16 protein-coding genes are annotated in these 23,513 nt (G+C 49.1%); 3 read left to right on the top strand and 13 right to left on the bottom strand.

Annotated elements, in window-relative coordinates:
• Positions 1 to 48 precede the first annotated feature (48 nt).
• Positions 49 to 399 carry a toxin-antitoxin system YwqK family antitoxin gene (locus tag BM318_RS04740; RefSeq protein WP_092981067.1) on the top strand — a complete coding sequence of 117 codons (351 nt, stop codon included), beginning with the start codon at positions 49 to 51 and terminating at the stop codon, positions 397 to 399.
• Positions 400 to 461: 62 nt separating this feature from the next.
• On the opposite strand, the gene BM318_RS04735 is transcribed toward BM318_RS04740, so the two are convergent.
• The 3 genes from BM318_RS04735 to BM318_RS04725 all read right to left on the bottom strand — a co-directional run bounded on the left by BM318_RS04735 (position 462) and on the right by BM318_RS04725 (position 7,774).
• Positions 462 to 2,723 carry an inorganic phosphate transporter gene (locus tag BM318_RS04735; RefSeq protein WP_092981065.1) on the bottom strand — a complete coding sequence of 754 codons (2,262 nt, stop codon included), beginning with the start codon at positions 2,721 to 2,723 and terminating at the stop codon, positions 462 to 464.
• Positions 2,724 to 2,891: 168 nt separating this feature from the next.
• Positions 2,892 to 4,910 carry a hypothetical protein gene (locus tag BM318_RS04730; RefSeq protein WP_092982071.1) on the bottom strand — a complete coding sequence of 673 codons (2,019 nt, stop codon included), beginning with the start codon at positions 4,908 to 4,910 and terminating at the stop codon, positions 2,892 to 2,894.
• Between the two features lie 53 nt (positions 4,911 to 4,963).
• Positions 4,964 to 7,774, bottom strand: coding sequence for a TonB-dependent receptor (locus tag BM318_RS04725; RefSeq protein ID WP_092981064.1), 2,811 nt, complete (start codon positions 7,772 to 7,774; stop codon positions 4,964 to 4,966).
• 196 nt (positions 7,775 to 7,970) lie between these two features.
• On the opposite strand from BM318_RS04725, the gene dgt reads away from it, so the two are divergent.
• Positions 7,971 to 9,320, top strand: a complete 1,350-nt coding sequence (gene dgt, locus BM318_RS04720) for a dGTP triphosphohydrolase (RefSeq protein WP_092982070.1) — start codon at positions 7,971 to 7,973, stop codon at positions 9,318 to 9,320.
• Positions 9,321 to 9,358: 38 nt separating this feature from the next.
• On the opposite strand, the gene BM318_RS04715 is transcribed toward dgt, so the two are convergent.
• Positions 9,359 to 10,480 (bottom strand): DUF3078 domain-containing protein, encoded by a 1,122-nt coding sequence (locus BM318_RS04715; protein ID WP_092981062.1) that lies wholly within the window; start codon positions 10,478 to 10,480, stop codon positions 9,359 to 9,361.
• Positions 10,480 to 12,246 (bottom strand): 1-deoxy-D-xylulose-5-phosphate synthase, encoded by a 1,767-nt coding sequence (locus BM318_RS04710; RefSeq protein ID WP_092981061.1) that lies wholly within the window; start codon positions 12,244 to 12,246, stop codon positions 10,480 to 10,482. The genes BM318_RS04715 and BM318_RS04710 overlap by 1 nt, the downstream gene beginning before the upstream one ends.
• Positions 12,247 to 12,308: 62 nt before the next feature.
• On the opposite strand from BM318_RS04710, the gene BM318_RS04705 reads away from it, so the two are divergent.
• Entirely contained in the window at positions 12,309 to 12,758 is a 450-nt protein-coding gene (locus BM318_RS04705) for a nucleoside deaminase (protein ID WP_092982069.1), read from the top strand.
• Positions 12,759 to 12,835: 77 nt separating this feature from the next.
• Here the strand turns inward: BM318_RS04705 and BM318_RS04700 are convergent, their stop codons facing one another.
• The 8 genes from BM318_RS04700 to BM318_RS04665 form a co-directional block, all read right to left on the bottom strand.
• Positions 12,836 to 13,030, bottom strand: coding sequence for a cold-shock protein (locus tag BM318_RS04700; protein ID WP_092981060.1), 195 nt, complete (start codon positions 13,028 to 13,030; stop codon positions 12,836 to 12,838).
• Positions 13,031 to 13,116: 86 nt separating this feature from the next.
• Positions 13,117 to 13,389 carry a hypothetical protein gene (locus tag BM318_RS04695; protein ID WP_092981059.1) on the bottom strand — a complete coding sequence of 91 codons (273 nt, stop codon included), beginning with the start codon at positions 13,387 to 13,389 and terminating at the stop codon, positions 13,117 to 13,119.
• A 19-nt stretch (positions 13,390 to 13,408) separates the two neighbouring features.
• Positions 13,409 to 15,193, bottom strand: a complete 1,785-nt coding sequence (locus BM318_RS04690; RefSeq protein ID WP_092981057.1) for a chloride channel protein — start codon at positions 15,191 to 15,193, stop codon at positions 13,409 to 13,411.
• Between the two features lie 98 nt (positions 15,194 to 15,291).
• Positions 15,292 to 15,870 carry a MarR family winged helix-turn-helix transcriptional regulator gene (locus BM318_RS04685; RefSeq protein WP_245759737.1) on the bottom strand — a complete coding sequence of 193 codons (579 nt, stop codon included), beginning with the start codon at positions 15,868 to 15,870 and terminating at the stop codon, positions 15,292 to 15,294.
• Between the two features lie 110 nt (positions 15,871 to 15,980).
• A complete protein-coding gene (locus tag BM318_RS04680) occupies positions 15,981 to 16,706 on the bottom strand; it encodes a hypothetical protein (protein WP_092981054.1) in 726 nt (241 codons plus the stop codon).
• A gap of 221 nt (positions 16,707 to 16,927) precedes the next feature.
• The gene (gene aspS, locus BM318_RS04675; protein ID WP_092981053.1) at positions 16,928 to 18,679 is read right to left on the bottom strand and encodes an aspartate--tRNA ligase; all 1,752 of its coding nucleotides are present in this window, start codon (positions 18,677 to 18,679) and stop codon (positions 16,928 to 16,930) included.
• A gap of 109 nt (positions 18,680 to 18,788) precedes the next feature.
• Positions 18,789 to 22,292, bottom strand: coding sequence for an efflux RND transporter permease subunit (locus BM318_RS04670; protein WP_092981052.1), 3,504 nt, complete (start codon positions 22,290 to 22,292; stop codon positions 18,789 to 18,791).
• A 3-nt stretch (positions 22,293 to 22,295) separates the two neighbouring features.
• Complete coding sequence (locus BM318_RS04665) at positions 22,296 to 23,507, bottom strand: efflux RND transporter periplasmic adaptor subunit (RefSeq protein WP_092981050.1); 1,212 nt, start codon at positions 23,505 to 23,507, stop codon at positions 22,296 to 22,298.
• Between the last annotated feature and the right edge of the window lie 6 nt (positions 23,508 to 23,513).

Here is a 23,513-nt window from a genome sequence, read left to right as displayed (position 1 = left end):
ATCTTTGTTACGTTTATGTAAAGGAAAATCCACTTTAAAAGGAATGTTATGAAGATTGTAATGAGTTTAGGAGCCCTTTTGCTGACGTGTATGTTAAGCGCCCAGCAACCGGAACCAAGAATGGAACGCGTAGGTGAACAGGTTAAGGCTACCTATTACCATGATAATGGGGAAATTGCGCAAGTGGGTTTCTATCAGGATGGTAAATTACATGGAGAGTGGAAGATGTACGATAATGAAGGTAAGAAGCTGGCCATGGGACAATATATTGAAGGAGTTCGCACCGGGAAATGGTTTTTCTGGGAAGCGGACGGGCTTAAAGAAGTAGATTACGAGCAAAACAAGATTTCGCGCGTAGTCAAATGGAATCAGGGAGAAGCCGTTGTAGTGAATGAATGAGGCAAGATTTTCCCGGAAAAGCCCCTGCTTGAGAGAGCAGGGGCTTTTTTGTTGGGGGTAATTTATAAAGTAGTGCCGGTCTTTGCATTGGCATGGCCGTCGTAGAGCTCGAGCAAGTCCATCAATGCGTCCAGCAAATCTTTGGTTTCAGAAAGTAAGCTAAAATAGAGGGCTGTATTTTTTGGGCTGGATTCGTCCATACGGGTTCGGGTAACCTGCTTCTCAATTTTCAGGTTTACCTCGTTGATATATTCTTCTTTATTGACAATAATTGTCACTATTTCGGCATAGGCATTTGTTTCAAAAATCTTCTGAATCCGGCTCAACAATTCTTCTACCCGAATGTCAACTTCCTTCAAATCCTTGATCTGATTGAAGCGTAGTTTTTTGTGATTGTTAATCACATGCTTATATCCTGCCTTTGAGATGTATTCCAAAGACTGGGCTATATCCTCCAGGGAATTGAGTACGGCAATGTAAAAGTTAGTAATGCCCAGGCTACTTGAATCGTCGAGATTTTTAATGAAATAAAAGATATTTCCTTTGAGCTCTTCGATCTCCGTTTCAAGTTTATCGATACCTTTTTTACTCTTCTTCAGGCGCTCGATGTCATGACGGGCCAAACCATCGATACAGGAGGTATAAATCTTATTGGCACGCCGCATGGCCAGGGCAACGTTTTCGGAGCTTTCATCAATAAGTTCACGGATAGTACCACTTTCCGCTTTTTGCAGGCGTTCCTCTCGCTTGGTTTCCTGGATTTTGCGATTATGACTCAGGTAATTTCTTCCGATAAGAAGTATCGCCATTAACAGCAGAATGCCAATAGCCCAGATTCCTCCAAGATGAATGAGATAGGCAATAGCCGCAGCGGCTACAAAAGCACTGAAGGCAGTAAAGAACCATCCTCCAATGACATTGAGTACCCCGGCTACTCGATATACCGCACTTTCAGGTCCCCATGCACGATCGGCAAGGGAAGAGCCCATGGCTACCATAAAGGTTACGTAGGTTGTGGACAGCGGCAATTTCATGGAGGTTGCGATGGATATCAGGACGCTGGCCACCATGAGGTTCACCGAAGCGCGAACCATATCAAAAGCAGGAAGATCCTGTGCCCGACTTTTGGGAATATATACATAAGGTTTCTCAAATCGCTTATTCAAGCGTTTTTGGAGACTTCGCGGCAGCAGGTTACCCACATTGTCGGCTGCCTGAATGCTGTACTTTACAATGCGCCGACTTAAGTAATTCGGTTCAAAGCGCTCTTCGCCTTCGTCTTGTCGCGACAGGTCTACACTCGTTTTAACGACACTTCTGGCCTTTGAGGAAAACCACAAAGTAAGAACCATGATGAGGCCCGAAATCAGCAATAAGAGGGTGGGCGTACGCACTGCTGTAGCCAGGTTCTCCATGGTGTAATTTTCGGCCAGGACTCCGGCTCCTTGCCAATCGAGAAATGACTGATAGGCTGCAATCGGAACCCCTACGAAATTTACCAGGTCGTTCCCGGCAAAGGCCATAGCTAATGCAAAGGTTCCCAGGATAATTATAAGTCGGTAAATGTTCCATTTAAATACTTTCATCGTAAACCAGGAAACCAGGGTCCAGAAGGCAAAATTGCCCAGCAGGAATAAATTGGTGTGCTGGGCTACCCAATCCAGGATTGTCCCCAGGAATTCAGTACCCTTAAGGCCTTTGATCAGGATAAAGTAGATGATCCCGGTAATGGCAAACCCTCCAAACAGGGCGCCCATCCAGGAAGGTTTTTTTTCGAATCGGAAAGTAAGTAAGGCTCTGGAGAAAAACTGCACGATGGCGCCTATGGAAAAGGCAATAGCCACCGAAAGTAAAATCCCAAGTATAATCTCCGTGGCTTTGTCCGTATTGATATAAGATCCCAATTCCGTGAACCCTCCCCCGCTGGAATATATTTTGACCAGGGAAATGGCTACTGAGGCTCCGAGAAGCTCAAAGACAATGGATACGGTAGTAGAGGTGGGTAGCCCCATGGTATTGAAGAAATCCAGGAGCAAAATATCGGTTATCATCACCGCCATAAAGACGATCATAATCTCGGCGAAAACGAATTCACTGGGGTTAAAAATCCCTTTTCGGGCAACCTCCATCATTCCACTGGAAGACATGGCCCCAAAGGCAATCCCTATACTCGCCACAATCATAATGGTCCGGAAGGAAATGGCCTTCGAACCTATTGCTGAATTCAGGAAATTAACCGCATCATTACTTACCCCGACGACCAAATCGGTAATGGCCAGAACAGCCAGGGCGATAATCATAAAGAAATAGAGGTTTTCCCCCATAATCCACAAATAATCACAAAAGTTACACTTCTACAGGCGCTGGGTGTTAACCTAAGGTTATGAATGCTCTTATCCCCTGCCCGGGCGAATATAAAAAAAAGGTTCCGCCTGTATACCAGACGGAACCTTTAAATAGCATAGGTTCGATTAAGAACCTCAGGTCAGTGTTTAGTTTCCGGTTGCCCAGCCGAAGTCGGCAGGATCAACAGCAGTGCCGTTGAAGACGTCATCGTCTACAGTGGTCATAGCAGTACCGTCTACTTCAACATTGCTTACGGGTCCTCCATCACGCATTTCTACGTTGGTAGCGTATCCGTCGAGTACAATATTGGTAATAACAGCACCGGTAGTCTTTTTGAACTGCAATGCAGTACCTCCGGTCGTTGAAACCGCGGTAAAGTCTGCAAGGGTAGGAACAGCTACGGCAGCATCTACACCATCTGCCTCAACAGCAGTTGAGAATCCGTCAATAGTATGCAGCACGTAAGTTTTAGTTAAGGTACCGTTCCATCCTTCTGTCCAGTCAACAGCGTCGTCTTCGTTGTTCTCCAGGTAGAAGTTAGAAGCACTAACAGTTCCTCCAAAGAACTCAACACCATCGTCCGTTCCGTTGAGGATGGCAACATTGGTGATAGAAGTTCCGGATCCTACAGCGTAGAGGGAAAGTCCATTGTACTGAGACTCTGAGTTGATTTGCGCACCAGCGTAGTTGATAACCAGGTAGTTGATAGATCCGGAGTTATCAGCATCGTCAGTACCTCCGTAGATGATTCCACCTACTTCAGCGATAGCGTCAATTCCTTCAGTGGTAGAAGCATTACCGGCGATTACCAGTCCACCCCAGTCTCCAGGAGTCTGATCAGAAGAGGTCATGATAACAGGATCGTCCATAGTACCCTGAACATCGATCATAGACCCTTTTTGAACTACAATATATTTATCAGTTCCGGTATCAGAAATGATAGTGGTTCCTGCAGGGATGGTAAGGGTAGCTCCATTTTCAACACTGAGGGTACCGGTTAATCTGTAGATAACGTTGGCATCCAGCATCATGTCTGCAGTGATAGCTCCGTCGATATCCTGAGACTCAACAGAAACATCAGTATCTACCCAGGCAAAGATGGCGATATCTACAGTAGCCGCAGCCAGGTAGGTGTTAGCAGGATCAGCAGCCATTCCGTCGATTTGTACGTTAGCCAAAGGACCTCCGTCACGCATTTCTACAGAAGTCTCGTATCCGGTCAGGGAAAGTCCAGTGATGGTAGCTCCTGATTCCTTTTTGAATTGCAAAGCAGTACCACCTTCCGTAGATACGGCAGTAAAGTTGGTCAGGGTTGGATTGGCGTTAACTCCGTCGGCTTCGACAGCAGTAGAGAAACCGTCAATAGTGTGCAGCACATAGGTGTTGCTCAGCTCTCCATTCCATCCTTCTGTCCAGTCAACGGCATCGTCTTCGTTGTTTTCCAGGTAGAAGTTAGAAGCACTAACGGTTCCACCGAAGAATTCAACACCGTCGTCAGTTCCGTTTAGGATAGCTACGTTGCTGATGGAAGTTCCGGATCCTACAGCGTAGAGGGAAAGTCCATTGTACTGGGACTCAGAGTTGATCTGGGCACCGGCGTAGTTGATGATCAGGTAAGAGATAGAACCTGAGCTGTCAGCGTCATCCGTGCCACCGTAGATGATTCCACCTACTTCAGCAATAGCGTCTACACCTTCAGTAGTAGTAGCGTTACCAGCAATTACCAGTCCACCCCAGTCACCAGGAGCTTCGCTGGCAGAGGTCATAAGGACAGGAGCAGCTGCAGTTCCATTGATAGCAATGTCTCCTCCTTTTTGCACAACAAAGTATACGTCAGTGCCGGTGTCGGCAATGATAGTAGTTCCAGCAGGAATGGTCAGGGTTGCCCCAGACTCGATGCTGTAGGTACCCCTCAGGCGATACGTAAGCGTAGGATCGAGGGTGCGATCTTCAGAGAGGCTTCCGTTGAGGTCCGTGTTCTCAGGCTCAACACAAGCAGAACAAGATCCGCCACAGTCAACACCAGTTTCATCACCGTTCTGGATACCATCAGTACAGGTAGCCTGTGGCTCCGGATCGGGCCCGTCGTCGTCATTGCTACAGCTAGCCAGGAATAAGGCGAAGAACGTAGCAAAAAATGCAAATTTCAGAATGTTTGTCTTCATAATAAGGGGTTTAAATGAATGGTTTGTAATCAATTTAATTTTCAAGGTTCCAGTTAAAATCTATAATTGAGACCCAAGCTGATCTGTGCTCCCGAGGTATAGCTTCGGACAACTTCATTTGTCTCGATGTTTGTGGTACTAGGGCGGACCAGCTGGGTCCTTTCAATTGTCGGTGTTAAAAGGTTACGTCCTATCAGTCGGAAGCGCCAATGCTCCCCAAGTTCCTTGGTCAGAACTGCATCCAGGACTACAAAGCCATTTTCAACAATGGCATCGTTGTAAAAAGTATCGGCCTGACTCTGGATTTCCGGAGCTCCCAACGAGAAGATCTTATCGGAGGCATAATTTCCGGTTAAGGTTGCCGTAAAAGGATTTTCGCTTTCGTAGGTGTAGGTGAGGCTGGCGTTGAAGATCCAATCGGAAGCTCCTTGCAAGCCTTCCTCGGTCAAACCTTTGTATTGGAATGTTCTGATAAAGTTCCCATCGGCATCGCGCACCTCTTTAAGGTCCTGCTTATGCCACATGCGGGAGGCATTGAATACCAGACCAAGGCCACCACCTTCGCGAAGTCCTTCGCTGTTTTCTGGGGGAGTGATCAGATCTACTTTAGCCTCGGCTTCCAGTCCAAATACCTCTGCCTTATCTCCGGAGTTGAAGTAAGAGAATACCCCGGCGGATCCACGATCCTGAACCCGGTTGATCGGGTCACTAATATCCTTGTAAAAGGCAGCGAATGAAATAACTTCTCCTGCAGATGGAAAATATTCCCATTTCAGGTCGTAGTTCAGGTTTCGGGAAGCCTCCAGATCCGGATTTCCACGGGTAACCTGCCCAACCTGGCTCACGTATTCGAAAGGAGCAATTTCCTTGAATTCGGGAAGGGTAATGGTACTGCTCACCGCAAGGCGAAGCGTGTTTTTATCGTCTAAGGCATAGCGGATGTTCGCGCTGGGGTAGAGGTTGCTGTACTCCTTGTTCGTCTCACCAACCCTTCCTGGGAAGTTTCCAACGTCGAAGCCAACGTCGATGTTGTCTTGCTGGAAGCGCATTCCTGCATTGAAATTCCACTTTTTGATACGCAGATTTATGTCTGCGAAGGCCGCTTTGGATTCCAATTCACCCGTATACAAGTCGGGTTGAAGCAGGTTGAACTCCAACACACCCGAATCAAAATTCGACTGCTGAAAGATGGAGCCGAGATTGTCGATGGAAGGTGGATTAATCGCGTTCGTCGTGCGCTCTTCGACCCCTACAAAGATAGACTCGAAGTCCCGCTCTTTATTTCGGTAATTCAGCCCGAGTTCAACGCGAAACGACTTGTCTTCCTCCTGGATGATATCAATAATATCTTTGATGTATCCATTGTATTCGTTGTCCTCAATAAGCTGGCTGGACTTTCGCTGCTGAAAACCACCAGTTCTACCCAATTGTACGAAAGAAGGGTTTTGGGGGTCAAAGTTTACCTCATTCCGGATACGGTTAGGTTCGTCGGCATTCACCCGGTTGTAACCGAGCGCCCATTGAATGGTGTTTTTCTGTGTAATCTTATGTGATCCCAGTAATTGGGTGATAAGGATTTGAGTCTGCTTAATGTTTTGGTCGCGTACAAACTGCGCCAATCCTTCGTCAAGGTCGGTTTCTTCAAAAATGAATCCTTCTCCATTGCGACCCCCTTCATATATTTCTTCGGTGAAGGTGTTCAGGAAAATGGTGGAAGACTTAATCTTGTTGTTTTCGTTGGCGAAGTATACAAGGTCCAGTAACCCGGAGGTAACTTCTCGTTTTCTCCAGTTGGTGGCATCGGTAATTGTATCGTCTACAAAGTTGGAACGGTATTGATAAAAGATACCCTGTCCGTAGTCGTAGGAGCGACTCTGGGAACCGGTAAACAATACGGAAAGGCGATCTGCGAACTTTTTACCAGCTACCAGGTTGACCCGGTAATCCATTGGATTTTCTTCAGTCCGGGTATTCCAACCCTGTTGGGTTACCAACTGCTGTACGGTGCGTCCATTATTGTCGTAAAAGCCACCAGGCGCATTAGCGCTGGCCGGGGAAGTGCGGAAATCGTCATAAACACCACCAGCGGCTACGTTAGTATTGACCCCTCCCTGAACACCTACAGCGAGTTCTGTAGAACCCACGAGTTCCCGGGTAGCGATATTCACTGTACCGGACGACTGATCGGCAGTATTTTGAACAGAATAGGTTTTTCCAACACTTACGTTCTGGATAACCCGCGTGGGGAAAAGTCCCAAATCGATATTCTTTCGCTCTACATCATCGGAAGGAACGGGTAAACCATTCAGCGTTGTCGACAGGTAACGATCTCCTAAACCGCGGATGTAAATGTCACCAGAAGCTTCACTGGCGGATACTCCCGAAATTTTGGTTGTTGCAGTCGCAACATCGGAAACACCAATACGCCCCAACTGCTGGGCTCCAATACTTTCGCGGATTAGTACCGCCGATTTCTGATCGAGCAACAGGGCAACTTCTGAGTCCTTACGGGCTACCGTTGTAACCACAACCTCGTCGAGGGCAACGCCTTCGCTGGCGCTCATAGGGACATTAATTTGGGTAACCTTACCCGCTTCTACGACTACCTCGGGAATTTCAACAGTTTCGTAGCCCAAATAACTAAAGACAACAGTATATGATCCGGGATCAAGACCGTCAATCTCATAAAGGCCATCAAAATCGGAAGTAGTTCCTGTAGTCGTTCCTTTAATAAGGATGTTTGCAAAGGGCAGGGGATCGTCATTATATTCACGATCTGTAATTGTCCCCGCAATGCTTCCTGTGCTCTGCCCACTTAGGGATAAACACGTCAAGGCTATAAAGCCAAAAATTAGGGTTCTCATTGAATTAGTTTAGCTATACTTAGTACCGGCGCAAAGAACGCAAGGTGTTGTAAGGTTCGGGTTAGCTGTCTTTTAAACCTTCTTTGCCTTTGTGTTAGAAAAATGTTACGGGATTAAGACAATGTTAACTGCAGGCAGCATCCGGTAGGTCAAGCCTTACAAAAGGGCTATCTTGCGGCAAATTCGAGTGAAAATGATGGAATGGGAGCAGCTGCTGTCGCTAAGACGGCAGGGCGATAAGAACAAGCGACTCAGGGTTGAACAGGATCCGACCCGCCTGGGTTTTGAAGTGGATTACGACCGCATCATCTTTTCCCATTATTTCCGGAGCTTGCAGGATAAAACTCAGGTAATTCCGCTATCGAAAACCGATTTTGTCCATACGCGCTTAACCCATAGCCTGGAAGTCAGTGTTGTTGGGCGCAGCCTGGGGAGGCTGGCCGGGACAGAACTCCTTAAAAAATATCCGGCTTTGGCCCAGACGCATGGGTATACCTTTAATGATTTCGGGGCAATAGTGGCTGCGGCTGCTTTGGCCCACGATATTGGGAACCCACCATTCGGACATAGTGGGGAAAAAGCTATCGGTTCCTTCTTTGACCACGGTCCCGGGAGACGTTTCGAAGGGCAACTAACACCTCCGGAATATGAGGACCTGGTACGTTTTGAGGGGAATGCCCACGGCTATCACTTACTTACCGCTTCCCGCGAAGGGGTGCCCGGAGGCCTGCGCCTGAGTTATGCTACCCTGGGTGCTTTTATGAAATATCCCAAGCAGTCCCTCCCTCATAAACCCGATAAACACATCGCTTCAAAAAAGTTTGGATTTTTCCAGTCGGAAGCTGGTGATTTTGAGTCGGTGGCCACGGAACTGGGGTTATTGGAGCGTAATTTTTCGGGCGCAGCCCGGGCCTGGCATCGTCATCCGCTTACCTATCTGGTGGAAGCTGCCGATGATATCTGTTACTCCATAATCGATTTTGAGGATGGTATAAACCTTGGGCTCATCTCGGAGGATTACGCCCTGGAATTCCTGATTAAGTTAGTCTCCGGTAAAATCAATTCGGAGAAATATCGCAGCATAGGGGGTAAACGGGATCGCCTGGGTTACCTGAGGGCCATTGCCATCAATTCCCTGGTGCAGGATGCAGTGCGCATTTTTATGGAAGAGGAAGAAGCCATCCTCGCAGGAAAATTTTCAGATTCCCTCCTGGACCGCAGTGCCTACAAAGCGCAACTCCGCGATATTCTGGACTTAAGTGTGGAGCGAATCTACCAGGCGCCAGAAGTCGTCGAAAAGGAAATTTCGGGCTATCGCATTCTCTCGGATATTCTCGATGTAGTAACGGGCGCCCTTACCCGCCGCCTCGAAGGAAAAAACACCGCCTACGATCGGCTGATCCTGCAAATCCTCCCGGAACCCATGGATACGGCAGTCCCGGAATCCCTTTATGAGGCCCTCATGCAAGCCTGTAGTTTTACTGCCTCCCTGTCCGATGGAGCGGCCGTGCATTTACACAACAAAATTTTAGGGAAACAGCTCTAAGGAGCCTTGAATTCCGGGTGTTTTGCCAGCCTGTTGACTTAAAACTTGTAATTGATCCCGATACCGAGCTGCTGCCGGAATTGCGTGCGGGGTGCCCCCGGGTTTATGACGGTTCCATCGTCGGCAATCACCCGGTCAAACAGGATATCGTCGTCGTAGATCAGGTGGGTGAGCAAGGTCGCATTGATGTATTCATTGACCTGAAAATTCCACTTGAGTACCCAGTCTACATCCACATTTCCGATAACCCGCAGATAATCTGCATATAGGGTAATATTATGTTCAAGGGCTATATTTTTGGCTACCTCCAGGTTCCATTTATGGGTCAGGAGGAACCCGAGTTCCGCAAAGAGATTTTCCCCTGGACTTATGATATTCCCCATGGCATCTGTTTCGGCCCTGCGGACCCCGAATGCCCCGCGGTTGGCGAGTTCCTGATCCAGCACAAAGGTGCCCTTGAAGGTAAAAGGGGAAAGGTAGAGGTTGAATTTTTTCCCTTCCGGGATATAGGAGGTACCCGCACCCAGGAATAGGTAACCGGGAGCCATAAAACGTGAAATAGGTTCGCTGCGGTCGGGGTATTTGAAACCATCGGCAAACTGGGTATTAAACTTCATTTTTACAGAATAGAACCAGTTGCTAATAGTGTCCCTGCGGTACCCGATGGTACTGCTGAACCGGATGGCGTCATCGGTTTTACGCCATTGCCTGCCCTCCTGGGCATTCCATCCAAAGCGCAGTTCCAGATCGTTGTCCCATTGGAAGTAGCGAAACTTATAATTCCGGGCAAAGTATAGCTTGCCGATGGCCGAGATGGCGTTATCACCCCCCGCGTTCCAGTTTACGAAAGCTACCTCGCTCATCTGGATGTCCAGTTCGTTTTCCCGTTCCCAGAAAGAAGGGATTCGGAAGCGTTTGATTCGCTTGAGCAAGGGTTTGGTTTCATTAAAACTGATCTTCGGCACACGCAGCGTTACCCCCCTTGGAATAATCTTGACCGGATATTGGGTAGACCGGATAATGGTTGTTTCTGAAATTGGAAGACTGTCTATATCTATTCGCAGACTATCCTGAGCGCGGACATTGCTCAGGCTAAGCAGTAGTACGCCCAGGAGCGCGTAAAGGAGCTTGTTAGCCGGCCAGATTCCGGTTTTGTGCATCAAATTAGTTGGTTTAAGGTCGTTTGAATATTATCGGGTGTGAGGTTTTGTAAGTGTCGTAATTCCGAGGTAGCCCCGTGAGGTGGGAAGGAGTCCTCAAGGCCCAAGATCGTAGTATTTCCTTTATAGCCGATGCTATTGAGAAATTCCAGAACGGCGGATCCGAAACCACCAGCCTTGCAACCATCCTCCAGGGTAACGATTTGCTCGTAATCGGCAGCAATTTCCCGGAGTAAATCTGCATCCAGGGGTTTGACGAAGCGCATGTCGTAGTGCCCAAAGGCATCCGGATCTTTAGTATCCGGAAGGATTTTGGCGATGTCCTGGCCCCAGGGGCCAAGGCTCAATACGGCAATGCGGTTGCCCGCTTTGAGCTTACGTCCCCGTCCTTTCGGGATTGCCTCAAAGGGTTGTTCCCAATCCGGATTTTGACTGGCGCCCCGCGGGTAGCGGATGGCCACTGTTCCAAAATCTTCGGCCTGTACACTATAGAGCATATTCCGCAATTCCCGATTGTCCATCGGGGCCATCAAGGTCATGTTGGGGATACATCGGAGGTAGGCGATGTCAAAAATCCCATGGTGGGTTGGACCATCGCGTCCAACCAGTCCTGCCCGATCCAGGCAGAACACCACCCGTAATTCCTGCAGGGCCACGTCGTGGATAAGCTGGTCGTAAGCGCGTTGCAGAAAAGTGGAATAGATGGCGCAGTAAGGAATCAGGCCCTCAGCAGCTAGCCCGGCAGCAAGGGTCACTGCATGTTGCTCGGCAATCCCCACGTCAAAAGCGCGATCCGGGAAAGCCTCCATCAGGTACTTGAGGGAACTGCCTGTAGGCATGGCCGGGGTTATCCCAACAATGTCGGGATTTAATGCTGCCAGCGTCACTAAGGTATGCCCGAACACATCCTGATATTTTGGGCCCATACCGGGTTCGGCATGTTTGGGAAGTAATTCGCCTGTGTGCTTATCGAACTTTCCAGGGGCATGGTAAACGACCTGATTCTCTTCGGCTTGTCTAAGTCCTTTTCCTTTGGTCGTAGTTATATGCAGGAGTTTGGGGCCTTTGCGTTCGCTGAGTTTTTGAAGGGTATTGATGAGTCCCGGTAAATCGTGACCATCCTGAGGTCCCTCGTAGTATAGATTGAGGTCTTCGAACAGATTGCCCTGCCCGTTGCCAATATCTTTAGAACCGCTGAGGTATTCTTTCAGGGCTCCTACGCTGGGATCAATTCCAATGGTATTATCATTGAGGATGATCAGGACATTGGTGTCACTCACCCCAAGGTGGTTGAGGGCTTCAAAAGCCATTCCTCCGGCAATGGAGGCATCGCCGATCACGGCAATGTGCTGGCGTGCTGTTTTTCCCTGTAAACGGGCGGCCAGGGCCATTCCTAAAATGGCCGAAATCGAGGTGGAAGCGTGCCCGGTCCCAAAAGCATCGTAAGGACTCTCCGAGCGTTTGGGAAAGCCACTGATTCCACCCAGTTGGCGATTGGTATGAAAATCTTTGCGTCTGCCGGTAAGGATTTTGTGGCCATAGGCCTGATGCCCTACATCCCAGATCAGGCGATCTTCCGGGGTATTGAAGACATAGTGCAGGGCCAGGGTAAGTTCAACAACACCCAGGCTGGCCCCTAGGTGCCCCTCCTTGGCTGCCACCACATCGATAATGAATTCACGAAGTTCCCGGGAAAGATCCACGAGCGATTCAGCGGGAAGTTTCCGAAGGTCCGAGGGATTTTCGATGCGATCTAAAAGTTTCATCTGCACAGGGCGACAAGCGGATTCCAGCGGTAAAGGTAAGGGAATATTGTATGTTTGTCCTGATGGATTTGGTTCTCGACGATCGTTATTTTATGCAGCGCGCTCTGCAGGAAGCTGAGGCGGCATACGAAAAAGATGAAGTTCCGGTAGGGGCGGTAGTAGTGGTCCGCGACCGGATAATTGCCCGGGCCCACAACCTTACCGAGCAGCTTCGGGATGTTACGGCACATGCAGAAATGCAGGCCATTACGGCCGCATCAAATTATTTGGGAGGCAAGTATTTAACGGATTGCACCTTGTACGTAACCCTGGAGCCCTGCCAGATGTGCGCCGGAGCCTTGTACTGGAGTCAGCTTTCCCGAATTGTCTATGCCGCATCGGATCCGCAACGTGGGTTCTCTGCTATGGGGGGGAGGTTGCATCCGAAGACAGCGCTCACCGCTGGTGTTATGGAGGCAGAGGCCTCGGAGATGCTCAAGCGTTTCTTTATACGCAAACGGAACTTGAATTAGCAGGCAAACAGTAGCTGCCGCTATAAACAGAAAACGCCGGGATTTACCCGGCGCCTGTACTCAAAATAAAATATATCTTAACCGATTACGTGCACGTCGGCCGCAACCATTCCTTTACGTCCTTCAGTTTCCTGATATTCTACTTTGTCTCCTTGATTGAGTTGCAACCCGTCGAGTGCGGTTGCATGAACGAAGATGTCCCTTCCGGTGTCATCGTTGGTAATGAATCCATAACCTTTGGACTCATTGAAAAATTTAACTGTACCAGTCATTTAAAAAAAATTATAAATAAATAAGAGTTGCGAAGGTAGGGAATTTCTTCCCCCCTCTTGGAATAACGCTAACAAATCGGTAAAAATTATTGATTATCAGCAGAATCGCGTTCTTTTTCCCGCATCTTCTTCAGATTTTCGTCGGTAAGCATATAGTCTTTCATCTGTTTCCCCCTGCTTTCCGAGAATAGGAATACGGGCATAGCTACCAGGAACAGCCCGATTACCCCGACACCGATAAAGCGGTGGGCCAGCTCTTTTTCGGTATCGAGCAATTGATAGCCATATGCTATAGAAGCCAGGGATCCAATAACCAGGAATAGGACCAGCCAGCGAAGTTTCTTTTTTGAGGCGTTCATTATGGAGAGGTAACTAGAATCAGCGGGTAAAGGTAATCAACTTCCGACGGTAGGCCGTAAGGAGTTTGGATTTAGAAACAAAGCCGTGATACCGGCCGTCCCTGACTACAGGGAGGTTCCAGGCTCCGCTGTCCTGAAATTTTTTCATGACCGATTTTATCGAATCCCTACCGTAGAATATCTGTTCCGGAGGGCGGATCATAAAGGATTCAACCCGGATTTTGTCATAGATATTGATGTCGAACATGAATTCGCGTATGTCGTCCAGCAACACAATGCCCAATAGCCGGTCTTCCTTGTCGATCACTGGAAATAGGTTTCGGCTCGATTTGGCCACACTCTGATGCAACATGTCCCCTAAGGTCATCTCCGGGGTAACCGCTTTGAAATTGGTTTCGATTACCTCGTCCAGATCCATCATGGTGAGTACCGCCTGATCTTTATTGTGGGTGATCAGGGCTCCGATTCGGGCGAGTTCTCGGGTATATATAGTATGGGCCATGGTATTCCGAGTAATCAGGAAGGAAATGGCCGCCGTAATCATCAAGGGCACAAACAACTCATAACCCCCGGTAATCTCTGCAATCAGGAATATAGCGGTGAGCGGGGCATGGATAACCCCGGAGATCAGTCCCGCCATCCCGATCAGGGTAAAGTTCGATTCACTGACTTCAATACCCAGGCCCAGGTTATTCAACACTTTGGCAAAGACATTGCCCAGGGCACTACCCATGACCATGGTGGGGATAAAAATCCCACCTGCACCCCCCGCGGCGAAGGTTGTCGTCATCGCAATGGCCTTGAAAAGCGTGATGCCTGAGAGCAAGGCAATGACTACCCAGATATTGTCGACGTAGGCGTCAAAAGGGGTAACGCCCAACGCCTGCCGGTGATCTCCCTCGAGCAAGTGATTGATAAAACCAAAACCTTCCCCGTATAAGGGAGGTATCAGGTATAGCATTCCGCCGATGGCCAGCCCGCCTACCAGGAGCCTGTATTTGGGACTTTTGAGTGGTTTAAAGAGTTTGAGGATCCCAAAGTACATCCGCGTAAAATACACGGAGGCAAAGGCAGTTCCCACCCCCAGGAGGATGTAATACAAACTATCTTTTACCTGAAAGGTATCCTTCAGGGCAAAATTGAAAAGGGTTTCATCCCCAAGGAAAAAGTAAGAAGTCAGGACCCCGGAAATGGAGGCCAGGAGCAAGGGAAGCATGGAGAGCATCGTCAGGTCCAGGCTGAAGACCTCCACCGCAAAAATAATGGCAGCAATAGGTGCCTGGAATATGGAGGCGATGGCTCCGGCCGAGGCACAGGCTATGAGCAGGTTGCGGTCACGCGCCCCGATATGCAGCAGGCGGCTGACGTTGGAACTGATTGCGGCACCACTGGCAACGGCAGGTCCTAAAAGCCCCACGGAACCCCCGAATCCGACGGTAAGCGGGGCGGTAACCAGAGGGGTGAGGATGCGTTTTGAAGCGATGATTCCTTTTTTACGTGATAGGGAAAACAGGATGGAAGAAACCGCGTGTTCCAGCTTCTCCTTGTGCACATATTTTACATAGAGGTACACCAGGGTAAGCCCGACTACCGGGAGGATAAAATAGAGTTCCTTGCTCAGGAAAAGCACGCCGCGATCGAGCAGGGATTGAATAAAATAAGTGGAATTCTTCAGGGTAACCGAGGCAAGCCCGGCAAGCAACCCGATCACAGCGCTCATTAATTGAATGAACGTCTTGTGGCTGATATGTTTATAGCGCCATTTTAGAAACCTGGTTAGGGCTTTGGAGGTTGGCTTGGCCATGAGATCGGTTAACTAGCTTAAAGCTAAGTAAAATTGTCGTTCGGGCGAATTTTGAATAGGATACCAGAATGTAAATGCAATGCAGCTTGGCTGGAATATTAGTTCCTGTTTTCAAATTCCGGGCAATCCAGGCGAATATCCGAATTGCTCAATTTTTTTTGCAGCAGTTTGCAATAATCTTCTTCACTTTCTTTGTCATAGAATTTACATCCGAAACAAGTCCGCTGGACGGTCAATACGCCTGTGCGATTCAGACTATAGATCAGTTCACTCAGGGTCGTGAAGAAACGGCTTAACTCCGCCTCATCTTTGTGGCCAATTAAATCCCTTAATGGATCGGCAAAATCTCCGACTTCCCGAACCAATTTTCTGCCGGAATCTGTCAATTGGAGCGTGTAGCTCCTCTGGTCTGAGGCAGAATAATCTTTATCAATAAGGCCTTTTTTATTCAAGATCTTGACAGCATCGCTGATTGTAGGCTTGGTGACATTGAACTCCTTGGCCAAATGGCTCACATTGCAAAGTTCTGCCCGATGATAGGCTACGAATAAACCGATCTGTATTTGAATGGGACTCAGCCCAACGACTTTGGCTTTTGCCCATAGTAAGGTTTTGAATACCTCGGAAATCCGCTCCAGGCCAAAGGTGATTTTACTGGCCAGATCTTCTTCTTGCATGTTGGGATTAAAGGCGCTGCTTTTCATAACAAAGTCCCGTTCATTGAACGGGACTAAGTTAGCAATCCTAATTAAATGTGCCGGGATCGGGTAGCCCATCTTTAACTTTCTTATTTCTCATTCACAGCGTAGGGAAGCGAAAGATCCCCGCTTGCAACACTAAAAACTGCGTAAACGCCAATCATGGGAAGTTGATCGTTTGAGGTATTAACCTGCATATAGGCGGTAACGCCGTCGTAATTAAAGGCGGTTTTGTTGTTCATCCGGTATTTGGGTACGACTACCTGGATAGTATGCCGCTTGCTTGCAACGGGATAGCCCGGGGAATCCATATACATGGGCATTCCTGGATTTGTGGGTGGAAGCACAACCGATTGGTCTGCTTTTTTAAACTGCTTTACCGAAAGTCCCCCGGCCACTCGTTTGTCTTCTGTGAGAACCACCCAATGAGGATGCCAAATTATACCATCGTTCCCATAGTTCTGATCACTGTTTTCATCCCAGAGTGGGGTATCGTCAAAATCGGGATGTGAGGTCAGGGCCAGGGCAACGATACCTTCTGTTGCTCCGAATCCTACATCTGTCGGACTCAGACTTGTTGGGAAGACATAGCCCAGAACAGGAGCGCCATCCAATTGACCTGCGGGCGAGGGAACGGTTTCTCCAGCATTCCCCCGGACATTGATTTCCCAAACCAATACCTCAAGATCTGTGCGGTGAACTACTTTTACGGTTTCAATGACAAAATCCTCGTTGTTGTAAGGATTATCCTGGGCACAGGAAGTTTGCAGAAATGAAAGGGCCAGGGCCAGGAAAATTTGATGTAAGTTTTTCATGATTTAAATTTCATAAAGTTAGGAATCCTAATTAATAGGGTTAAAATATTCTAGATGATAGTCAAATAATAATGCAATTATAGTAAGGAATCCTAACTAAAACAAATTTTTATGGAAAATTGTCTGCTCAGCGCTATTTAGCTTTAAAGAAGTGGATTCTTGTTACTTACCAGAGCAACACCGCACCTGAAAGTAGATTGAGTAAAGTAAGGTTAGGAACTTTAACCGAGATTAACCTTTAAGTTAAGTTCTTTAAGTTGATCCTGATCCAGACGGGCAGGGGCATCGATCATCACGTCACGGCCACTGTTGTTCTTTGGGAACGCGATGTAATCCCTGATGGATTCCTGCCCACCGAGGATGGCGACCAGACGATCCAGTCCAAAGGCAATACCGCCATGAGGTGGGGCACCATATTGGAAAGCATCCATTAAAAAGCCGAATTGTTCCCGGGCTTCTTCCTTGGTAAATCCAAGATGGCGGAACATGGTGGCTTGCATGTCTTTATCGTGAATACGGATGGAGCCTCCCCCGATTTCATTCCCATTAAGCACCAAATCATAGGCGTTGGCGCGTACTGCACCCGGGTCCGAATCCAGCAATTCGAGCTGTCCGGGTTTCGGGGCGGTAAACGGGTGGTGCATGGCGTGGTAGCGACCGGATTCTTCGTCGAATTCCAATAAGGGGAAATCTACCACCCACAGCGGGGCGAATTCGTCAGATTTTCTCAGGCCCAGGCGTCCGGCTAATTCCATGCGCAGCATATTGAGCTGGTTGCGGGTTGGGTTGGTAGGGCCAGACAGGATACAGATGAGATCTCCGGCTTTTGCCCCGGTGCGTTCGGCCCAATTCGCCAAATCATCGGCGTCGTAGAACTTATCCACAGAGGATTTGAAGGTCCCGTCCTCATTGCATTTTACATAGACCATGCCTCCAGCACCTACCTGGGGTCGCTTTACCCAATCTACCAGGGCATCAATTTCCTTTCGGGTATAGGATGCTGCTCCAGGGACAGCAATTCCAACTACCAGCTCAGCGTTGTTAAAGACATTGAATTCTTTGTGCTGCGCGATGTCGTTGAGTTCCCCGAATTCCATTCCAAAACGGATATCCGGCTTATCGGACCCAAAGCGTTTTACGGCTTCATCATAAGTCATCCTGGGAAACTCTCCCGGATCGGTGCCGTGGATAGTTTTGATCAGGTGACGGGTCAGGCCTTCAAAAGCCTGCAGCACATCTTCCTGTTCCACAAAGGCCATTTCGCAATCGATCTGGGTAAATTCGGGCTGGCGGTCGGCGCGCAGGTCTTCGTCGCGGAAGCATTTTACGATTTGAAAATACTTGTCCATTCCTCCTACCATAAGCAGCTGCTTAAATGTCTGGGGGGATTGGGGCAGCGCATAAAACTGCCCGGCATTCATGCGGCTGGGCACCACGAAGTCGCGGGCACCTTCCGGCGTAGACTTGATCAGATAGGGCGTTTCAACTTCTACGAAACCTTGCTGGCTCAGGTAGTTGCGAACCTCCAGGGCAACTTTTGCCCGGAATAATAATTTTTCTTTTACCGGGTTACGGCGAATATCCAAATAGCGGTACTTCATGCGCAATTCTTCCCCGCCATCGGTCTCCTCCTCAATGGTAAAAGGAGGGGTGGCCGCAGGGTTGAGCACCTTGAGTTCGCGAACCAGGAGTTCAATAGCACCTGTGGGTAGGTTGGGGTTTTGGGAAGCACGCTCAATTACTTCGCCTTTGGCCTGAACCACAAATTCCCGACCCAATTCCCGGGCTTGCTCCAAAAGTTCGGCGGAAGTGCGATCCTGGTCAAAGACCAGCTGGGTTATCCCATAGCGGTCCCGGAGGTCTACCCAAACCACGAATCCTTTATCCCGGGTTTTCTGTACCCAACCTGCCAGGGTTACTTCCTGGCCGATATGGCTCTCTCGTAATGCTCCACAAGTGTGCGATCGATACATAGCTGTAAAATCTGCGGCAAAGGTACATTAGAAAGGGGGAAGCTTAAAACTTATGTTTAAACTTCCCCCAGGCTTTATTTCGGTAAAATCAATTGATCTCGAACGCCACTTAAGCCGCTTGTTTGAGGCGTACCGCTTCCTCCTGGCTCTGAGGCCTGCGCTTGCGGATGGCCAGCTTAATGCGGTACGTAATGTTAAACAGCACCGGAACAATTATCAGGGTAAGGAAGGTGGCCACGATAAGTCCGAAGATCACTGTCCAGGCCAGAGGCCCCCAGAAAATCACATTGTCCCCTCCGACGTAGACCTGAGGGTCGAATCGGCCGAATAGTGTAATGAAGTTAATATTGAGACCAGTGGCCAGCGGGATCAAACCAAGTACGGTTGTGATCGCAGTTAGGATTACAGGTCGCAACCTGGCCTTTCCACCATTGATAATCGATTTGGTAACATCTTCCAGCGACAACAATTCGTCGTCGGGGATATTGAGGGCTACCTTGCGCCTGTCGATCAGGATTTGGGTATAGTCTAGCAGGACCACCCCGTTATTGACCACAATTCCGGCCAGGGCAATAATTCCCATCATGGTCATCATGATCACAAAGGGCCAGCCCGTGGCAACAAGGCCGCCAAATACCCCGATAAAACTCAGGAAAATGGCCATCATAATGATCGCTGGTTTGGAGATACCCCCGAATTGAAATACGAGGATCAGCATGATCAGTCCCAATCCGGAAAAGAAAGCGCCCATGAGGAAGGCCTGTTGTTTGGCCTGCTCCTCCAATTCCCCGGTATAGTCAATCTTAACTCCGGCAGGCAGGTCTTCGAAACTTTCCATTTCCTTCTTGATCTGGTCTACGATGATATTGGCATTCCCTCCAGGTTTAAGCCCGGAATACACCGTTACCACACGCTGTCCATTGATATGCTTGATCGCATTAAAGGAAGAGGTGTTCTTGCGGCTGGCGACGGCAGAGATCGGGATTTCCTTGATCTGCCCGGTTGCCTGGTCCCGGAAAATAATATTCTGGTTGAACAAGGCACTGGTGTTGTAGCGCAGGTCTTCATTGAAACGGACATTGATGTCATAATCCTCCCCGTCTTTTTTGAAAACCCCGGCCTTATCCCCGAAGAGGGAGCGGCGTAATTGCTGGCCCACCTGTCCTACGGAAACCCCAAGCTCACCGGCTTTCTGGCGATCGACGATAACCTGCATCCCCGGGCTGCTCTTGTTCACATCCACCTTGAGGCCTTCCATACCTTCGATGTTCTTGGTATTGATGAAGTTCCGCATGCGTTCGGCCACATTGATAAGGGTATCGTAATTCTGGCCTATCAATTCGATATTGACCGGATAACCGGCAGGAGGCCCAACGGCATCTTTCTCAACAGAAATGGTTACCCCGGGATACACTTCTGCCAGGGCATTCTGGATCCGCAGTCGAAGCTGCTCGGTATCCAGGCCATCTCGGTATTTGAATTCTTCCATGGAAAGGGTAATCTTTCCGCGGTGCGGCATATCGGCAACCTGACCCGCCTCGGTAAACGGGTTTTCGGCTCCTTTCCCCACCTGGCTTACCCCGGTGTCGACCAGCAGATTTTCCCCTGCTGAGTCCTGGTAGCGCTCGTCGTCGATCAGGGCATATACCCGCTCTTCGATATCCCGCGTCAGGGCGTTTGTTTTATCGATATCGGTTCCTTGCGGGTATTCGATATAGACGTAGATTTCCTTGGGCGTATTATCCGGGAAGAACTCGAGCTTGGTCCGCTGGCTGTCTACGGAAACCCCGAATGCCATAAAGGCGGCTACCAGTAGGAGCATGGTGCCTCCGAAGTACCAGTATACATTGCGACCGCGCAGGGCTGCCTTCAGACGTTTTTCATACCAGTTTTCCAGGCGTACCAGGCTGTTCTTCTGGAAACGGGTAGCCCAGGGCTTGAGGAAATACTTATAGGCCCAGAACATGGCGGCAACCACAATCATCAGGGTGCCCAAACCGCGTACAGGTCCGCCGACAACCACGATAAAGAGGCCGAAGCCTCCGAGGATCGCCGAAATACGGATGAGTTGTTTGCGAGTTAGCGTTTTCTCCCCGATCTCCATAAACTGGGATACCAGCATGGAGTTCATGAAGATGGCAACAAACAAAGAAGAACCCAATACTACAGAGAGGGTAATCGGGAAGTAAATCATGAACTCTCCCATAATTCCCGGCCAAAGCCCCAGAGGGACAAAAGCAGCTACCGTAGTGGCGGTGGAGATGATAATAGGGATGGCTATTTCCCCAATACCTTTTTTGGCAGCTTCTTTCCGGGACATTCCCTCTTGCTCCATGAGTCGATAAACGTTTTCCACGACCACAACCCCGTTATCTACCAGCATCCCCAGCCCCATAATGAGCCCGAATAGGATCATGGTATTCAGGGTGTATCCCAGGGAAGACAGAATCATAAAGGACATGAACATAGACATGGGAATCGCAAATCCGACAAAGAGCGCATTGCGGAACCCGAGGAAGAACATCAATACCGTTACCACGAGGATTATCCCGAAGATGATGTTGTTCACGAGGTCGTCGACCTGATTGAGGGTACTGCTGCTACTGTCATTGGCGAAAGTTACTTCCAGGTCCTCCGGCAGGTAACTCTCCTGCGCTTCAGCGACGATTTCCCGGATTTTGCTAGTTGCCTGAACTTCGTTTTTACCCGAGCGCTTTTTGATATCCAGCATCACCACGCTCTGACCCATTTCCCGGGCATAGGTGGTTTTGTCTTCTTCAGTAAAGGTAACCTGAGCGATATCTTTTAAGTAGACCGTCCCATTTTCGGATTTGACTACAAAATCGTTGAGCTCTGACGGATTTTCAATTTCCCCGGTAATACGGATGGTACGCCGCTGGCCACTGGTAATCAGGTTCCCCGCCGACATGGTCATGTTGCCATTGGCAATAGCCTGGATTACATTGTCAAAGTTTACTTTGGCGGCCATCATTTTATTGATATCGACGGCTACCTCGACTTCTTTTTCCTGGGCCCCGCGGATATCCACTTGCTTGATTTCCTCAAGGTTTTCGATTTCATCCTGCAGATATTCCGCAAACTCCTTGAGTTTTTCAACCGGATAGTCTCCTTTGAGGTTGACGTTCAGGATCGGAAAGGACTCGGCCAGGTTCAGGTCAAAAACATTGGGTTCGACCTTGGCCCCGTTGAATACGGGCCAATCTTCCCCGGCCTTTTCGGCATCGACCTCGTCTTTGACTTTCTGTTTGGCGGCTTCAACCGTGATATTCTCGTCGAATTCAACAACGATCATGGCGTAATCCTCCTGGGAAGTTGAGGTCATCTCAACGGCATTGCTGACGTTCTTGAGGCGCTCTTCCATCGGATCGGTGATGAGCCGCTCCATGTCCTCGGCGGTGTTCCCCGGATAAACCGTACTGATATAGATCTTGGTTTCAACAGCCTCGGGGAATTCCTCCCGCGGCATCGAGAAGTAAGAGGAGATCCCGATGAACAGGAAGATGCCGATCATCACATAGATTACCGATGGGTTATCTATGGCCCATGAGGACAGTCTGAACTCCTTGTTGGCGTTTTTCTTGGCTCTTTCCATGCTCTATTTTTTAGCTGTACCGTTACTGGCGAGAACTTTAACCTCCTGGTTGTCGCGCACGCTTCGGGCACCTTCCACTACAATTTTATCTCCTGGATTCAGGCCGGAAAGCACTTCTACATTATCGCCCGTAGTCCTGCCCAGGGCAATGATCGTTTTTTTGGCAACCACGATATCCTCGGATCCTTCTGCAAGGGTTGATCCATCGGAAATAGTGGTGTACACATACTGCTCCCCTGCTGCATTTTCGGAAACAACGCTTTGTGGAATCAGGATGGCATTTTCCTGGGTATAATCGTTGATTTTGGCAATGGCGGTGAGGTTGGGTTTCACTGCACCATCTTCGTTGGGAACCGGAATTTCAACGCTGAAAGATCGGTTTCCGGGCTTGATGAAATTCCCGGTCTGCCGCACCTGGCTCATGATGCTGTCTCCAAGGACCGGCAGGTAAATAATTACCTCTTTACCGGGGCGGACCGTTTGCAAATGCGTTTCCGGAACATCGACCTCTACATACATATCGGAGAGGTTAACCAACCGGAAAACAGCAACGCCGGCCGCCGGATTAACCGTACTTCCCTGGTCCTGCAGCACTTCGTCTACGATACCGCTGAAGGGTGCCCGGATGATGGACTTGGCCAACTGGGATTCGGCTTGAGCTACCTGGCTTTGCAGTGATTCGTATTGTGTTTTGGCCTGGAGGTACTGAATCTCCGAACCGATATTTTGATCCCATAGCCGCTTTTGTCGTTCAAAAGTAGTCTTGGCCAGTTCGGTTTGCGTGCGGAGCTGGGCCAGGCCACTGGCCATGCCACCATCGTCGATTCGGGCCAAAACCTGCCCTTTGCGAACCGCCTGGCCTTCCTTGACCAGTACGCGTTCCAGGGTTCCTGCCATCTCCGGGAAAAGCAGGATGTTCTGTCGGGTTTGCACCCCTCCCTGAAGTTCCAGGTAGTGACGGAATAATTGGGTTTGAACCTCCTGAGTGGTCACCAGGGGTCGGCTGGCATTGTTTTCTTTTACCGCAATCGTAGAATCCAGCAATTTCAGGGAATTGTTGAGCTCCCGCTCTTGTTCGCCGAGCTGCTTTCTTCGTTCTTTGATCGCCTCCAAATCGCCCTCGGCGATCAGATCCTGTACGGAAACGTTGGCACCATCACCGCAGGCCATAACGAGCAGCAAAGTGAGTAATCCGAAGCTTTTTAATGTTTTCATAGGATG

It is taken from the genome of Robiginitalea myxolifaciens (assembly GCF_900115205.1).
GTDB classification, from domain to species: Bacteria; Bacteroidota; Bacteroidia; order Flavobacteriales; family Flavobacteriaceae; genus Robiginitalea; species Robiginitalea myxolifaciens.
The sequence above is the reverse complement of the archived record's forward strand: the minus strand, read 5'-3'. Positions and strand labels throughout refer to the sequence as shown.

Bases quoted from the DNA above. Each gene is read 5' to 3' on its own strand.
- BM318_RS04700 (WP_092981060.1), bottom strand. From the start codon at position 13,030: ATGACTGGTACAGTTAAATTTTTCAATGAGTCCAAAGGTTATGGATTC.
- BM318_RS04740 (WP_092981067.1), top strand. From the start codon at position 49: ATGAAGATTGTAATGAGTTTAGGAGCCCTTTTGCTGACGTGTATGTTA.
- BM318_RS04695 (WP_092981059.1), bottom strand. From the start codon at position 13,389: ATGAACGCCTCAAAAAAGAAACTTCGCTGGCTGGTCCTATTCCTGGTT.
- BM318_RS04735 (WP_092981065.1), bottom strand. From the start codon at position 2,723: ATGGGGGAAAACCTCTATTTCTTTATGATTATCGCCCTGGCTGTTCTG.
- BM318_RS04730 (WP_092982071.1), bottom strand. From the start codon at position 4,910: ATGAAGACAAACATTCTGAAATTTGCATTTTTTGCTACGTTCTTCGCC.
- dgt (WP_092982070.1), top strand. From the start codon at position 7,971: ATGGAATGGGAGCAGCTGCTGTCGCTAAGACGGCAGGGCGATAAGAAC.
- BM318_RS04690 (WP_092981057.1), bottom strand. From the start codon at position 15,193: ATGGCCAAGCCAACCTCCAAAGCCCTAACCAGGTTTCTAAAATGGCGC.
- aspS (WP_092981053.1), bottom strand. From the start codon at position 18,679: ATGTATCGATCGCACACTTGTGGAGCATTACGAGAGAGCCATATCGGC.
- BM318_RS04680 (WP_092981054.1), bottom strand. From the start codon at position 16,706: ATGAAAAACTTACATCAAATTTTCCTGGCCCTGGCCCTTTCATTTCTG.
- BM318_RS04665 (WP_092981050.1), bottom strand. From the start codon at position 23,507: ATGAAAACATTAAAAAGCTTCGGATTACTCACTTTGCTGCTCGTTATG.
- BM318_RS04705 (WP_092982069.1), top strand. From the start codon at position 12,309: ATGGATTTGGTTCTCGACGATCGTTATTTTATGCAGCGCGCTCTGCAG.
- BM318_RS04685 (WP_245759737.1), bottom strand. From the start codon at position 15,870: ATGCAAGAAGAAGATCTGGCCAGTAAAATCACCTTTGGCCTGGAGCGG.
- BM318_RS04715 (WP_092981062.1), bottom strand. From the start codon at position 10,480: ATGCACAAAACCGGAATCTGGCCGGCTAACAAGCTCCTTTACGCGCTC.
- BM318_RS04710 (WP_092981061.1), bottom strand. From the start codon at position 12,246: ATGAAACTTTTAGATCGCATCGAAAATCCCTCGGACCTTCGGAAACTT.
- BM318_RS04725 (WP_092981064.1), bottom strand. From the start codon at position 7,774: ATGAGAACCCTAATTTTTGGCTTTATAGCCTTGACGTGTTTATCCCTA.
- BM318_RS04670 (WP_092981052.1), bottom strand. From the start codon at position 22,292: ATGGAAAGAGCCAAGAAAAACGCCAACAAGGAGTTCAGACTGTCCTCA.